This window comes from Neorhizobium galegae bv. orientalis str. HAMBI 540, from assembly GCF_000731315.1.
In the GTDB taxonomy this organism is placed as follows: Bacteria; Pseudomonadota; Alphaproteobacteria; order Rhizobiales; family Rhizobiaceae; genus Neorhizobium; species Neorhizobium galegae.
Genome location: NZ_HG938353.1, coordinates 4,128,499 through 4,143,652 on the forward strand (window position 1 = coordinate 4,128,499; position 15,154 = coordinate 4,143,652).

12 protein-coding genes are annotated in these 15,154 nt (G+C 61.6%); 6 read left to right on the forward strand and 6 right to left on the reverse strand.

The genetic code is table 11. The annotated features are described in order from the left end of the window. Nucleotides 1-80 precede the first annotated feature (80 nt). The 3 genes from RG540_RS19910 to htpX all read right to left on the reverse strand — a co-directional run bounded on the left by RG540_RS19910 (nucleotide 81) and on the right by htpX (nucleotide 4,234). Nucleotides 81-1,763: a heparinase II/III family protein gene (locus RG540_RS19910; protein ID WP_038591531.1), complete on the reverse strand. Its 1,683-nt coding sequence runs from the start codon at nucleotides 1,761-1,763 to the stop codon at nucleotides 81-83. 99 nt (nucleotides 1,764-1,862) lie between these two features. Continuing rightward, a complete protein-coding gene (locus RG540_RS19915) occupies nucleotides 1,863-3,281 on the reverse strand; it encodes an RsmB/NOP family class I SAM-dependent RNA methyltransferase (protein WP_080724989.1) in 1,419 nt (472 codons plus the stop codon). Then, nucleotides 3,272-4,234 (reverse strand): zinc metalloprotease HtpX, encoded by a 963-nt coding sequence (gene htpX, locus RG540_RS19920; RefSeq protein WP_038591537.1) that lies wholly within the window; start codon nucleotides 4,232-4,234, stop codon nucleotides 3,272-3,274. Before htpX ends, RG540_RS19915 begins: the two co-directional genes overlap by 10 nt. A gap of 123 nt (nucleotides 4,235-4,357) precedes the next feature. On the opposite strand from htpX, the gene RG540_RS19925 reads away from it, so the two are divergent. Beyond that, nucleotides 4,358-4,576, forward strand: coding sequence for a DUF1674 domain-containing protein (locus RG540_RS19925; RefSeq protein WP_038591540.1), 219 nt, complete (start codon nucleotides 4,358-4,360; stop codon nucleotides 4,574-4,576). Nucleotides 4,577-4,625: 49 nt separating this feature from the next. Continuing rightward, nucleotides 4,626-5,072 carry a thermonuclease family protein gene (locus RG540_RS19930; RefSeq protein ID WP_038591543.1) on the forward strand — a complete coding sequence of 149 codons (447 nt, stop codon included), beginning with the start codon at nucleotides 4,626-4,628 and terminating at the stop codon, nucleotides 5,070-5,072. A 38-nt stretch (nucleotides 5,073-5,110) separates the two neighbouring features. Here RG540_RS19930 and acs read toward each other — a convergent pair whose 3' ends face one another. Beyond that, nucleotides 5,111-7,063 carry an acetate--CoA ligase gene (gene acs, locus RG540_RS19935; protein WP_038591546.1) on the reverse strand — a complete coding sequence of 651 codons (1,953 nt, stop codon included), beginning with the start codon at nucleotides 7,061-7,063 and terminating at the stop codon, nucleotides 5,111-5,113. 239 nt (nucleotides 7,064-7,302) lie between these two features. On the opposite strand from acs, the gene RG540_RS19940 reads away from it, so the two are divergent. Then, a complete protein-coding gene (locus RG540_RS19940; RefSeq protein ID WP_038591549.1) occupies nucleotides 7,303-8,019 on the forward strand; it encodes a DUF1013 domain-containing protein in 717 nt (238 codons plus the stop codon). Nucleotides 8,020-8,075: 56 nt separating this feature from the next. Here RG540_RS19940 and RG540_RS19945 read toward each other — a convergent pair whose 3' ends face one another. Both RG540_RS19945 and RG540_RS19950 read right to left on the reverse strand, forming a co-directional pair. Then, nucleotides 8,076-10,007 (reverse strand): propionyl-CoA synthetase, encoded by a 1,932-nt coding sequence (locus RG540_RS19945; protein ID WP_051909537.1) that lies wholly within the window; start codon nucleotides 10,005-10,007, stop codon nucleotides 8,076-8,078. 106 nt (nucleotides 10,008-10,113) lie between these two features. Beyond that, nucleotides 10,114-10,773 (reverse strand): YggS family pyridoxal phosphate-dependent enzyme, encoded by a 660-nt coding sequence (locus RG540_RS19950; protein WP_038591552.1) that lies wholly within the window; start codon nucleotides 10,771-10,773, stop codon nucleotides 10,114-10,116. A gap of 177 nt (nucleotides 10,774-10,950) precedes the next feature. Between RG540_RS19950 and leuS the strand changes: the two genes are divergently transcribed. The 3 genes from leuS to holA are packed head-to-tail and all read left to right on the forward strand — an operon-like array spanning nucleotide 10,951 to nucleotide 15,150. After that, entirely contained in the window at nucleotides 10,951-13,581 is a 2,631-nt protein-coding gene (gene leuS / locus RG540_RS19955) for a leucine--tRNA ligase (RefSeq protein ID WP_038591555.1), read from the forward strand. Then, on the forward strand, nucleotides 13,571-14,131 hold the full coding sequence (locus tag RG540_RS19960; protein ID WP_038591558.1) for a lipoprotein: 561 nt from the start codon (nucleotides 13,571-13,573) through the stop codon (nucleotides 14,129-14,131). The genes leuS and RG540_RS19960 overlap by 11 nt, the downstream gene beginning before the upstream one ends. Further along, nucleotides 14,119-15,150 carry a DNA polymerase III subunit delta gene (gene holA / locus RG540_RS19965; RefSeq protein WP_038591561.1) on the forward strand — a complete coding sequence of 344 codons (1,032 nt, stop codon included), beginning with the start codon at nucleotides 14,119-14,121 and terminating at the stop codon, nucleotides 15,148-15,150. Before RG540_RS19960 ends, holA begins: the two co-directional genes overlap by 13 nt. Nucleotides 15,151-15,154: the final 4 nt, after the last annotated feature.

Sequence of the window (15,154 nt, forward strand, 5' to 3'; positions counted from 1 at the left end):
CTCCTGGAAACGCGCCGCGGAACCCGGCGCAAAGGTAAGATCGCCGCCCGTTAGCACAGCTTGGCAGAAGAAGAAACGGCCTATTCGCCGCGTCTCAGCATCCAGCGTATTTCCGAGGTCTCCGGCGGAGAAAACTCGATGACCAGCTGCTGGCTCGGCCGCACCCCGGAGACGTCCGCAAAGAAGATATCCTCATCGATCATCACCTGAAGCCCCGGTGCCGCAAAGATCCAGGTCTCGCCATCCGGCGCGCGCATGGCCACGCTTTCCTCATCCCGCCGCGACAGCGTGATCACGGGATGGATGTGGAAACGCGCCACCGCCAGGAGAGCCTCGTTATCGGGCGCCGCGCCCTCGGACAGGTAAAGCCGGTCATGTCCCTTGATCTTGTTGCCCTTCGCATTGAGCCCGATTTCACGCTCGTGGAAATAACCGAACTGATGGACGTAGCCGTCATGGCTGGCGCGCAGCCAGTCATTGCCATGCATGTCGTCCCAGCGCTCCACCTCCACCTCCGAAACGCCGCCGAGCAGCATGGAGCCCGCGAAGCGGGACCGGATGATGCGGCTGGACGATGTCTCGTTGAGCGTTACCGTCGAATGGGCGGGCGTCGAGCGGGCCATATGCCGGTAGTTTCGTCCGGCATATTTCGGCGAGCCGCAATTGACGATGAAACGATGCCGGCCGGCCGACATCTCAAAGGAAAGACAACCCGCATGCGCGCCGCGGGAAAGCCCCGGAGAGAGTGGACGGCCGGTATCGACGATCAGCGTCGTGCCGTCCGCCGACAGGCGATGATAATGCATGTGCGGCAGCGCCTTGAACGGCTTGCCCGCCGTTTCGTCATAGCGCAACACCGACATCAGCTCGCTCGCGGGCGTCGAGCTCGCACCGTTGAACAGCGCCAGATCGCCATCCTGATGGCGAAAGAAGCGGAGCGCCGGATACATACGATCGATCGTCGGGATGAGCTTCTGCGGCAGGTCGTGGCCGAGATTGATATAGGTCTGGCGAAGCGGCAGGAGATCGATCAGCAGGTCGAGCACCGCCCGCGGATTGCGCGACACATGCCCGCCATCGGCAAGGATCTGGCGTTCGAGCTCCCGATCCAGCCGCCCGCCCTCGCGCCTAATATAGGCGGCCCGCGTCGGCATCGAGATCGAGGCCATGGCAAGCGCGATCCGAAGCCTCAACCGCGTATCGCCCTCCGGCGTGCAGCCGGCTATCTTCCTCAGATACCGGACCTGATAGGCGAGGCTTTTCATGAAACGGCGATAGAAGCCGGCTTCGGCGCCCTGCAGCACCACCGTCGAATGCGAAAGCCAGGCGATCACCCGTTCCGCCGCGACATGCGCTTCCCAGGCAATGCCCTGCGGGCGTCGGCCATAAAGCGCGATCCAGTCGGCGACCACATGCCGTGCGCTGGCACAGGCGGCTTCCGTCTTGTTCGTACGGATATGGCGCAACCAGGCAAACGAATGCAGCCGCTCGGCCGCCGCCCGAGACGGCAGCTCGACCGAAAACGGCGATTGACCGTAGGTTTCGAGAATCCGCCCCGCGAGCGGGAACCGGCCTTCCAGGATTTCCTCTGCCACGAACGGGTCGAGTGCGCGCAAATCCGTCGGCGCGACGATCAACCGGTCCGGCACCTGCATGGAAAACGAGGTCACGGCCAGGCGGAATCCGGCGGAACGCCGGCAAAGGCGCCGCCAGATTTCCCGCAAGCCGAAGGACAAAAGCCTCCGGCGATCCGCGAGCCGCATCTTCAATCTGGACACTCCGCAGGAATCAGCCTCCGCCCCGCCGGCGGGAATCAACTATTAGATTGTTCGAAAGTATCGGTCGGTATGGTGAAGAAAGCCTTACCGGACCTGGAGCACGCTTGCGAAGAAGCCGTCCATGCCGCCCACAAAATTTTCGCTGGCGGGCAGCATCGCCGGCGTAGTGCGGAATTCGCCAAGCGGTGAGATCGCCCCTTCCAGCCCCGGCCAGTCTTTGGGATCGACGGCCAGGCGTCTCAATTCCGGATGGTCCTTCAGCACGCGCACGACCAGTTCCTCCCCCTCCAACGAATCAAGCGAGCAGTTGGAGAAAACGATAATGCCGCCCGGTTTCACCAGCGTGACGGCATGGCGCAGCATCTTTTCCTGAAGGGCTGCAAGCTTCGCCACATCCTCCGGGCCCTTGGTCCAGAGCACGTCCGGATGCCGGCGTGTCGTGCCGGTCGAGGAGCAGGGTGCGTCGAGCAGCACGCCATCCAGCTGCTCAGCCGGCTTGAACTCGAAAAGATCCCCGCCGACCAGCTCCGCCTCATAACCGAGCCGGCCGAGATTTTCCTTGAGCCGTGCCAACCGGTTGACGGATTGCTCGACCGCGATCACCTCGGCACCGGCCGCAATCAGCTGCGCCGTCTTGCCGCCGGGGGCCGCGCAGAGATCTGCGACCTTCTTGCCCTTGAGATCGCCGAACAGCTTTGCCGGAATGCTGGCCGCGACATCCTGCACCCACCAGACACCCTCATCGAACCCTTCGAGCGCGGAAACCGCGCCATCGAAGGCCGTCAGGCGAATGCTTCCGGTCGGCAGAACCGTACCGCCGAGCTTTTCCGCCCAGGCGGCTGGATCGGATTTGACCGTCAGGTCGATAGCTGCCGGAACAAGCTGGGCCTCGGCGATACGATCCGCCTCCGCCTCGCCATAGAGGGCGACCAAGCGCTTGCGGAACCATGCCGGTACCGGGGAAATCGTTGCGGTCGCGGCAAGGATCTCGTCCTTTTCCCGGTCCATCCGGCGCAGGACCGCATTCACCAGCTTGGCGAAACGGCGGTTGCGCGGATCGCGATTGGCCTGTTCGACCGCAAGGTCGACGGCAGCATGCGGCGGTACGTCGAGATGCAGGATCTGGGCCGCAGCAATCACCAGCACGTGGTGAAGCGCGCGCGCGCCTTCCGGCAGCGGCGTATCGATCAGCGATGTGATCGCCGCCTCGATGCGCGGCAGATGCCGGAGTGCGGTATTGAGGATGGCGCGCGTCAGCGCCCGGTCAGCGTCGCTGAGCGCCCGATAGGCCGGATTGCCGTGGACGAGGTCGAGCATGCCGTCGAGCGAGATCTTGCGATCGATGACAGCCGCCAGCAACTTGGCGGCCGTGACACGAACTTCGAGGCCCGCCTTGAAGGGGCCGCTTTCCCGCTCCGAGTGAGCCGGTCTCCTGCGCTGTTCGGCTGGTTTGCCCGATGGCTTGTATGGCTTCTTGTTCTTCTTGTCTTCGTTCAAGACCAGGGACCTTTGCGCGGTTCATCCGAGCCGCGGCCCCAACCGGTATTCGGAACGGAGCGCGCGGTGCGCTGCGGTCTATCAGCCTGGAACCCGGCCGTCGAGGCACCGCTGCGGAACTCCCCGGCCATCTGCTGCAGCGCGGCGATACGGTTCCCGGTGTCCGGATGGGTCGAGAACAGGTTGTCCATGCGCTCGCCCGACAGCGGGTTGATGATGAACATATGCGCCGTTGCCGGATTGCGCTCGGCCTCGTAGTTCGGGATCTGATGCGCCGCACCGGCGATCTTGCCGAGTGCGGAGGCAAGCCACAGCGGATTGCCGCAGATCTCGGCGCCGCGACGGTCGGCGGAATATTCGCGCGTCCGGCTGATCGCCATCTGCACCAGCATCGCCGCGAACGGGGCGACGATCATCGCCACGATCACGCCGATGAAGCCGAGCGGATTGTTGTTCTCGCGATTGCCGCCGAAGAAGAAGGCGAAATTGCCGAGCATCGAGATCGCGCCGGCAAGCGTCGCGGTAATCGTCATGGTCAGCGTATCGCGGTTCTGGATATGCGCGAGTTCGTGCGCCATCACGCCCGCCACTTCCTCATGCGTCAGCCGCTGCATAAGGCCGGTCGACGCGGCAACGGCCGCGTTCTGCGGGTTACGGCCGGTCGCAAAGGCATTCGGCTGCGGATTGTCATAGACATAGACCTTCGGCATCGGCAGGCCGGCATTGGCCGAAAGATCGCGGATCATGTTGTAGAATTCCGGCGCACTGCGCGCATCCACTTCCTGCGCATGATAGGCCGAAAGCACCATCTTGTCGGAATTCCAGTAGGAAAACAGGTTCATGCCGGCAGCGATCACCAGCGCGATCATCATGCCGCCCGTACCGCCGATCAGAAAGCCGATCCCCATGAACAGGGCCGTCATGAAGGCCAGAAGCATGGCGGTGCGCATCACATTCATCGTCATCTCTCCCGTTGCCGATATCGCCTCGAAGCGGCCAAAGGGTTTTCCCTCGGGCGCGAACGTCCTATGATGTGGTCAATTCAACCAGAATTTTCAATAATCCACCCGGCGAAGCCCAAGATGCAAAACGCAGATAACGACAATTCGGAAACCGCACCGGAAGAAGCGGCTCCCAGGAAGCCCCTCTCCCCAGCCGCCGAACGCGCCCTGAAGGAAGCCGAGGAACGCCGCCAGGCGGCAGCCAAGGCCGAAATGCCCGAAGAATACGGCGGCCGCGGCGGCGCCGACCCCGCCCGCTTCGGCGACTGGGAAATCAACGGCCGGGCAATCGATTTCTAAGTAAATATTCCTATTGACTTAGATCTGACATCGGAATTTATTCCTTTCCATGTTCAAGTCGCTTCTGATTCTCGCTGGCACTGCCGCGGTGTTCGCCACCGGAGTTGAAGCGCGTGACGAAATCCCGGGACCGGTGACGGCTGAAATCCTGCGAGTCATCGACGGCGATACACTGCTGGTCGAAGCACAGCCCTGGCCGCAGCAGAAGATGGAAGTTTATGTGCGTATTCGGGGCATTGACGCGCCGGAGCTGAAATCGAAATGCGAGCGGCTCCGCGAAGCGGGCCTTGATGCCCAACGTGCACTCGAAGCGCTGATTGCCCAATCACGTAAAATTCAGCTCACCCATATTTCCGGCGATAAATATTTCGGCCGCATCGTCGCCGACGTCGTGCTCTCCGATGGCCGCAGCGCTGGCGGCGACCTGCTGCTCGCGGGCCTCGTGCGGACCTATGACGGCGGACGCAAGCCGCGCGAGGTCTGCGACACAGACTGAAAAGGCCGCCCGGTTTCCCGGGCGGCTTTTAGGTTCAATCAGCCCGCTTTGTTCTGGCGGTTGGCGATCAGGTCGTCCACCACGCCCGGATCGGCGAGCGTCGAGATATCCCCCAGCGAACCAAAGTCGTCCTCGGCGATCTTGCGCAGGATGCGGCGCATGATCTTGCCGGAGCGGGTTTTTGGCAGGCCAGGCGCGAACTGGATCTTGTCCGGTTGCGCGATCGGGCCGATCTCCTGGCGGACATGCTTCACCAGTTCCTGGCGCAGCGCGTCATTGCCTTCGTGACCGGACATCAGGGTCACGTAGCAATAGATGCCCTGGCCCTTGATGTTGTGCGGATACCCGACGACAGCGGCCTCGGACACGAGATTGTGGGAGACGAGCGCCGATTCCACTTCCGCCGTGCCGAGCCGGTGCCCGGAGACGTTCAGCACGTCGTCGACGCGGCCGGTGATCCAGTAATAACCGTCCTCGTCCCGGCGGCAGCCATCGCCGGTGAAATATTTTCCCTTGTAGGTGGAGAAATAGGCCTGGATGAAGCGGTCGTGGTCGCCGTAGAGCGTGCGCATCATGCCCGGCCAGCTGTCCGCGATGCAAAGATTGCCGTCGGCCGCGCCTTCCAGCACCTTGCCCTCGTTATCCACCAGTTCGGGCTTCACGCCGAAGAACGGTTTGGTGGCCGAACCCGGCTTCAGGTCGGTGGCGCCCGGAAGCGGCGTGATCATGTGACCGCCGGTTTCCGTCTGCCACCAGGTATCGACGACCGGGCAGCGCTTGTCGCCGACCACGTTGTAATACCATTCCCAGGCTTCCGGATTGATCGGCTCGCCGACCGTGCCGAGCAGGCGCAGGCTTTCCCGCGAGGAGCGTTTCACGAACTCGTCGCCGGCACCCATCAGCGAACGGATCGCCGTCGGCGCGGTGTAGAAGATGTTGACCTTGTGTTTGTCGATGATTTCCCAGAACCGGCCCTGATCGGGGAAGTTCGGCACGCCTTCGAACATCAGCGAGGTGGCGCAGTTCGCCAGCGGGCCATAGACGATGTAGGAATGGCCGGTCACCCAGCCCACATCCGCCGTGCACCAGTAGATGTCGCCGTCATGGTAGTCGAACGTATATTCGTGGGTCATCGCCGCGAAGACGAGGTAACCGCCGGTCGTGTGCAGCACGCCCTTCGGCTTGCCGGTCGAGCCCGAAGTGTAGAGGATGAACAGCGGATCTTCCGCCTTCATCTTCGCCGGCTCGCAATGCTCCTTCACGGTGGCGATTTCCTGGTGGTACCAGAGGTCGCGGCCAGGCGCCCAGCCGGTCTTGCCGCCAGTGCGGCGCACCACCACGACCTTGTTGACGATCACGTGCTGGCGGGCGGCGATATGGATCGCCGTATCGGTATTGTCCTTGAGCGGCACCGGCTTGCCACCGCGCACGCCCTCGTCGCAGGTGATCACAAAGGTAGACTGGCAGTCGATGATGCGGCCGGCCAGCGCTTCCGGCGAGAACCCGCCGAACACGACCGAATGCACCGCGCCGATGCGGGCGCAGGCGAGCATCGCATAGGCCGCTTCAGGGATCATCGGCATGTAAATGGTGACGCGGTCGCCCTTCTTGACGCCGTGCTTCTTCAAGACGTTGGCCAGCCGGCAAACCTGATCGTAAAGCTGGTTATAGGTGATCTTCTTGTCGATATAGGGATTGTCGCCTTCCCAGATCAGCGCCGTGCGCTCTCCATGGGTCTTCAGGTGACGGTCGATGCAGTTGTAGGAAACGTTGGTCACACCGTCCTCGAACCACTTGATCGAGACCTTGCCCTTGAGGGAGGTGTTCTTGACTTTGGTATAGGGCTTGAACCAGTCGATGCGCTTGCCGTGCTTGCCCCAGAACTTGTCCGGGTCCTCGACACTCTCCTCGTACCACTTCTCATATCTATCCTTGTCGATGAGCGCTTTCGCTTTGGCGGACTTGAGAACCGGGTAGACTTTTTCCGACATGAACACCTCCCTGAATTGGCACGCATAACGACGCATCGAGCCGTCAGCGATATGTGCCGCATTCATAACAGGTGAGGCAAGTGCGGCAATTAGACAAACGGTTCATCCGGCGATGACGATCTCGCTTCAAAGATTTGCAATTCTGTCCCAATTCGATTATAGGGCGGTAAATTCCCGGAAATTGTGGTTGATACCCACGGCCCGCGACACCGGCGCGGACGGACAGAGGACCTATACCCATGGCTCAACAATTGCTCATGCCGAAGGCGACCGCTGTATGGCTGGTCGACAATACCGCACTTTCCTTCGAACAGATCGCCAACTTCTGCAAGCTCCACCCGCTCGAGGTGAAAGCCATTGCGGATGGCGAAGCGGCGCAGGGCATCAAGGGCCTGGACCCGATTGCCACCGGCCAGCTTTCGCGCGATGAAATCGAGCGCGGCGAAAAAGATATCAATCACAAGCTGAAGCTTTCCGAGCCGAAGGTTCGCGTGCCCGAATCGAAGCGCCGCGGCCCGCGCTATACGCCGGTCTCCAAGCGCCAGGATCGCCCGAACGCCATTCTCTGGCTGGTCCGCAACCATCCGGAACTGAAAGACGCACAGATTTCCCGGCTCGTCGGCACCACCAAGTCGACGATCGAGCAGATCCGCGAACGCACCCACTGGAACTCGACCAACCTAACGCCGATGGATCCGGTGACGCTCGGCCTCTGCAGCCAGATCGACCTCGACCTCGAAGTGGAACGCGCTTCCAAGGGCCGTCCGCTGCCGACCGCCGCCGAACTCGGCGCTTCCCTGCAGCCGGCGAGCGAAACCGAAAACCTCGGTTTCAATTATCGCAACGAGCGCGAGGAAGAGAAGGAAAAGGAGATCGACGCGGACGCGGTTTTCGCCAAGCTCTCGTCGCTCAAGTCGACCCGTCGCGACGACGACGAGGAAGACGAGCGCTTCTGATCGAACCCTTTCGATTGAATGAAAAAGCCCCGGAGACGATTCGGGGCTTTTTTCGTTCAGGCGCTCTGTTTCAGGCCACTGCCCTCCCGGGCATAACCGTTCGCCTTCAGGATCGCGGTGATCTCGTCCAGCACCGCTGCATCCTCGATCGTTGCCGGCATTTTCCACGGCATGTCGTCGGCAATCTTCTGCATCGTGCCGCGCAGGATCTTGCCCGATCGGGTCTTCGGCAACTTGTGAACCACCATCACCGTCTTGAAGGCCGCGACCGGGCCGATCTCGTTGCGCACCAGTTCGGCCACTTCTCTCGCGATATCAGTGATTTCCCGTGAAACATGGTTCTTCAACACCATGAAGCCGCAGGGGATCTGCCCCTTCGTCGCGTCATGGACGCCTATCACGGCGCATTCGGCGACATCGGGATGTTTGGCGCAGACCTCTTCCATAGCCCCGGTCGAAAGACGGTGGCCGGCGCAGTTGATGATGTCATCGGTGCGCGCCATCACGAAGATATAACCGTCCTCGTCCATCACCCCGGCATCGGCCGTCTTGTAATACCCCGGGAACTCATCGAGGCATGCCTCGCGGAACCGCTGATCGGCATTCCAGAAGCTGACGAGGCAGCCAGGCGGCAGTGGCAGTTTGATGACGATATTACCGAGCGTGCCGCGCGGCACCGGATGACCGGCATCGTCGAGCACGTCGAGCGAATAACCCGGCATCGGTCGCGTCGGCGAACCGTGCTTGACCGGCATCAGACCGAGCCCGACGGTGTTGGCGGCGACAGGCCAGCCCGTCTCCGTCTGCCACCAGTGATCGATCACCGGGACCTTCAGTTTCTGCTCGGCCCATTTCAGCGTTTCAGAATCGGCCCGCTCGCCGGCGAGGAACAAGGCCCGCATCCCGGTCAGGTCGTATTTTTCGACCAGTTCGCCCTCCGGATCGTCACGACGGATCGCCCGAAAAGCCGTCGGCGCGGTGAACAGCACTTTCACGTCATGATCGCTGACGACCCGCCAGAACGTGCCTGCATCCGGCGTACCCACCGGCTTGCCTTCAAAGATCACGCTGGTATTGCCGGCCAGCAGCGGTCCATAGACGATGTAGGAATGGCCGACGACCCAGCCGATATCGGATGCCGTCCAGAACACCTCTCCCGGCTTGACGCCAAAAATGTTCTCCATGCTCCAATGCAGCGCCACCATGTGCCCGCCATTGTCGCGCACGACGCCCTTGGGCTGGCCGGTCGTCCCAGACGTGTAAAGGATGTAGAGCGGATCGGTCGCCTTGACCGGCACGCATGGTACGTCCCTGCCCCGCGCCTTCTCCACCACCTCCGAGAAATCCAGCTCTCCCCGCTCCGGCCGCAGCTCTGCCTGGAGCTGTTCACGCTGGAGTATGAGGCAATGTTCCGGTTTCACGCGGGCAAGCTCGATCGCCTGGTCGAGCAGCGGCTTGTAGGCAACGGTGCGGCCGGGCTCAAGGCCGCAGCTCGCGCCGATCACCAGTTTCGCTTCCGAATCGTTCAGCCGCGCGGCCAGCTCCTGCGCCGCAAACCCACCGAACACGACCGAATGCACCGCCCCGAGCCGAGCGCAGGCCAGCATCGAAAAGATCGCCTCCGGCACCATCGGCATGTAGATGACGACGCGATCGCCTTTCTCAATGCCGAGATCCCGCATCACTGCAGCGATTGCCTTCACCTCCTCCAGCACTTCGGCATAGGTGAAGCTCTTCTGCCTGCCCGTCATGGCGCTGTCGTGGATGAAGGCGCGCTGTCCGCCACGGCCGGCGGCCACGTGCCGGTCAAGGCAGTTGTGGCAGGTGTTGGTCTCCCCGCCGGTAAACCAGCGCCCGTAAACGCCTTGGTCCCCGTCGAAGATCTTCTCCGGTTCCTTGAACCAGTCGATGGCGGCGGACGCGCTTCTCCAGAACCCTTCCGGATCCTTTTGCCAGCCTTCATAAACGTCGAAATAGCGGCTTTGCATCTGCACCTCCCGTCACATGAGCACAGCCCGGAATGGTCAATCTAGGGTGCGGGCGAGGTGCGGGAAAGCCCGACGAAAGCGCTAGGTGCTTGGCGAAAGCCTGTTTTCAGCGCGAGCCGAAGATGGCCGAGCCGACGCGTACGCTGGTCGCCCCGAATTCGACCGCCGTCTCGAAATCCCCGGACATGCCCATCGAGAGCTTTTCGACGCCACATTCCCTGGCGAGCTTGGCAAGCAGCGCAAAATGCGGCCCCGGATTTTCCTCAGCTGGCGGAATGCACATCAGCCCCTCGATCGAAAGCCCGAGTTCCTTGCGGCAGAGCTCCACGAAGGCAACGGTCTCTTTCGGCTCGATACCAGCCTTCTGCGGCTCCAGCCCGGTATTGACCTGCACATAGAGCTTTGGCGCCTTGCCCTGCTTGTTGATCTCGTCGGCAAGCGCGCGGGCGATCTTTTCCCGGTCCACCGTCTCGATGACATCGAACAGCGCCACCGCGTCGGCGGCCTTGTTGGATTGCAGCGGCCCGATCAGATGCAGTTCGATATCAGGCGTCTCGGCCTTCAGTTCCGGCCACTTGCCCTGGCTTTCCTGCACGCGGTTTTCGCCGAATATCCGTTGCCCGGCTGATATCACCGGTCGAATGTCCTGCACGTCGAACGTCTTCGAAACCGCCACGAGCGTCACCGACCCTGCAGGTCGCTTCGACAGGCGCTCCACCTTCCCGATCCGTGCCTTCACATCCTGCAGCCGTTCTTCGACGCTCATGACCCATGCCTTCCGCTTTTCTTGCAAGCTCAGCGCTTAGTCCTCATATAAGGCTCTGCCAAGGGTGTTTCGCCCTGAACTTCGCCTTTCCCGGCCCTGTAAAACTTGACGCTTGCAGGGTTTCATGGTGAAGGTCTCGCCCGACTCTTGATCTTATTTTCCCGGAATATCATTGAAATGGCGACTGAACGTTATAATCCGCGCGATGCCGAGCCCCGTTGGCAGCAGACCTGGAACGATGCCAAGGTTTTCGAAACCGACAACAGCGATCCGCGCGAAAAATACTACGTTCTGGAGATGTTTCCCTATCCGTCGGGCCGCATCCACATGGGCCACGTGCGCAACTATGCCATGGGCGACGTGGTAGCCCGCTACAAGCGCGCCCGCGGTTTCAACGTCCTGCATCCGATGGGCTGGGACGCTTTCGGCATGCCGGCCGAAAATGCCGCCCGCGACAACAAGGTGCATCCGAAGACCTGGACCTATCAGAACATCGAATCCATGAAGGCGCAGCTGAAGGCCATGGGCCTGTCGCTCGACTGGTCGCGCGAGTTCGCCACCTGCGACGTCGAATATTACCAGCAGCAGCAGCACCTCTTCCTCGACATGATGGAAAAGGGACTGGTTTATCGCAAGCAGTCCAAGGTCAATTGGGATCCTGTAGACCAGACGGTTCTCGCCAACGAACAGGTCATCGACGGTCGCGGCTGGCGCTCGGGTGCGCTGGTGGAGCAGCGCGATCTGGTGCAGTGGTTCTTCAAGATCACCGATTTCAGCCAGGATCTCCTCGACTCGCTCGATACGCTCGACCAGTGGCCTGAAAAGGTCCGGCTGATGCAGAAGAACTGGATCGGCCGATCCGAGGGCCTGACGGTTCGCTGGGAAATCGTCAGTTCGACGGCACCCGCCGGCGAAAGCGAAGTAGTGGTCTACACGACCCGTCCCGACACGCTGTTCGGTGCTTCGTTCCTGGCCATCGCCGCCGACCATCCGCTGGCCAAGGCCGCAGCTGCGCAGAATCCGGCTATCGAAGCTTTCGCCGAGGAATGCCGGCATCACGGGACCTCGCTCGCAGCGCTGGAAACAGCCGAGAAGAAGGGCATCGATACCGGCGTCCGCGTCAGGCACCCGCTCGATCCCTCCTGGGAATTACCGGTCTATGTCGCCAACTTCGTGCTGATGGATTACGGCACCGGCGCCATCTTCGGCTGCCCGTCCGGTGACCAGCGAGACCTGGATTTCGCCCGCAAATATGGTCTGCCCGTCGTACCGGTCGTCATGCCGAAGGACGCCGATGCCGCGACCTTCGAGGTCGGCGACACCGCTTACGTCGATGATGGCGTCATGATTAATTCGCGCTTCCTCGACGGCAAGACGACCGACGAAGCCTTCGAGATCGTTGCAAACCGGCTGTCGGAAACGATTGTCGGCAACATGCCGCAGGGCGAGCGCAAGGTGAATTTCCGCCTGCGCGACTGGGGCATTTCCCGCCAGCGCTACTGGGGCTGCCCGATCCCCGTCATCCATTGCGATGATTGCGGCGTCGTGCCGGTGCCGAAAGCGGACCTGCCGGTCAAGCTGCCGGACGACGTGACTTTCGACCGGCCGGGCAATCCGCTCGACCGACATCCGACCTGGCGCCATGTCGCCTGCCCGCAATGTGGCAAGGATGCTCGCCGCGAGACCGACACGATGGATACGTTCGTCGATTCGAGCTGGTATTTCACCCGCTTCACGGCGCCCTGGGAGAAGGATCCGACCGATCCGACTGTGGCCAACCGCTGGCTGCCGGTTGACCAGTATATCGGCGGCATCGAGCACGCGATCCTCCACCTGCTCTATTCCCGCTTCTTCACCCGCGCCATGCGCGAGACCGGCCATGTCGAGGTCAAGGAGCCCTTCAAGGGCTTGTTCACGCAAGGCATGGTCGTGCACGAAACCTATCGCCGCGGCTCCGGCCCGAACGGTGAATGGGTGGCTCCGGCCGATATCCGCATCGAGGAAGTCGATGGCAAGCGCCGTGCCACCATGCTGAAGGGCGGCGAGGAAGTGACGATCGGCTCGATCGAGAAAATGTCGAAGTCGAAAAAGAACGTCGTCGATCCGGACGATATCATCGCCTCCTACGGCGCCGATACCGCCCGCTTCTTCGTACTTTCGGACTCTCCGCCGGACCGAGACGTGATCTGGTCCGAAGCCGGTGTCGAAGGTGCTCACCGCTTCACCCAGCGCCTGTGGCGTCTGATTTCCGAAGCCTCGGAGAACTTGGCTGGTATCGATCCGGTGCCGGCTAACGATGGCGAAGCGCTGGCAATCTCGCAGCTCGCCCACAAGACGCTAAAGGCGGTTCAGGGCGATTACGACAGGCTCTCGTTCAACAAAGCCGTAGCGCGCATCTATGAACTGGTGAATGCGCTTGCGGCGCCGCTCGGCCGAGTTGCTGTCGGGGAGGGCGATGCTGTCTTTCGCGCCGCCGTCCGCAACGCCTCGGAAATTCTGATCCAGCTCGTTGCCCCGATGACACCGCATCTGGCGGAAGAATGCTGGGCGGTTCTCGGCAACAAGGAACTGCTTTCCGTAGCTCCCTGGCCGCAGTATGACGAAGCTCTCGTCATCGAGAACGAGATCACACTGCCGATCCAAATCAACGGCAAGAAGCGCGGCGAATTGACAATCGCGCGCGACGCGGATCAAAGTGCGGTCGAAGCTGCGGTTCTGGCGCTGGATGCGGTCAAGACGGCACTGGAAGGCCGGGCGCCGAAGAAAGTCATCGTCGTCCCACAGAGGATCGTAAACATTGTCGTTTGACCGCTCTCTTCGTCGTTTCGGGTTCGTATCCGGCCTGGTAACGCTGACACTCTTGGCTGGCTGCCAGGTCCGCCCGCTCTATTCCGAGGCTTCGGGCACGGGCGAACGCCTGGCCTCGGTCGGCTTTGGGCAACCCCGCACCCGCCTCGACCAGGTTGTCCGCAATCAACTGGTTTTCCTAACCTCCGGGGGTGCCGGCGAGTCGGCTCATCCGGTTTACGAAGTGAAGCTATCGACAAGAAGTACCTCCTCGAACATCAGCGAAGACGAGGATAACGATAGCGTCTCTCCGACCGGCGTGCCTGTCCCTGGCCGCGTCCGGGTGGAAGGGATCTACACGATCACCCGCATCAGCGACGGAAAGATCTTGAAGTCCAGCAAGCGTGAAGTCGTATCGCTCATCGATGTGTCGGGTCAGGGTTATGCCTCGCTCCGCGCCGTTCGCGATGCCGAAAACCGCGCTGCAAGAGAGCTCGCTGAATTCATCCGCGCCGAGATCGCCATCGCGCTCGCCCGCGAACCTCAGCCGCAGACGGTATGGCAGAAGTAAAGTCCCACGAATTCGATCGGTTTGTCGAAAAGAGCTCGGATCTTTACAAGATCTTCGTGATCTACGGACCGGATCGCGGCCTTGTCTCCGAACGGGCAGCACTCATTGCAGGCAAGACAGGCGTCTCCCAGGACGATCCGTTCGCCATGCTCAAGCTCGACGTCTCGGATCTGCAGGGCGACCCCGGACGGCTTCTCGACGAGGTGAACTCGCTCGGCCTCTTCGGCGGCTCCAAACTCGTATGGCTGCGTGGTGCCGCCAACGAAAAACCCCTTCTCGACGCTATGCAGGCGCTCGTGGATGGCCCGCCTCCGGCCAACATCCTGATTGTCGAAGCGGGAGACCTCAAGAAGGGGAGCGGATTGCGCAAGATCGCGGAGCCTTCGCGGTCGATCGCTGTCATTCCCTGTTATGCGGACGACGTGAAGACCCTGAACGGGCTGATCGATTCGGAACTGGGGAGCGAAGGTCTCAGAATCAGCCAAGGCGCGCGCCAGAGGCTCCTGGAGCTGCTCGGCGGGGATCGCGTAGCCTCCCGTAACGAGATCCGCAAGCTCGCCCTCTACTGCCGTGGTATGGGCATGGTCGAGGAAGAGCATATCGATGGGATTATCGGCGACGCGAGTGCCGTTTCGGCCGACGAAGCCGTCGATGCGATCCTCAGCGGCGACTTGCCGGGCCTGCACCGTGCCATCCAGAAGGTCGTCTCATCGAAGACCCCGGTTTTTCTCGTCCTGCAATCCTGCCTGAAACAATTCCAGCTGCTGGATTTGATGAAGGCGGAAATGGAGGAAAAGAAGCTCCAGACCGCCCAGGTCATGATGACACTCGGCCGGCATATTCACTTCAAGCGCAAACCGCTCATAGAAAAAGCGCTGAGAACATGGAGTTCGCCAGCGCTCGCGCGTGAAACGGAAAGGTTGCAGGCCGCGATCCTGATGTCGCGGCAGAGGCAGAGCTTGGAACCCAACATTGCCTTTCACACACTGATGGCCACGGCTATTCAATCAAGCCGTTGAATTT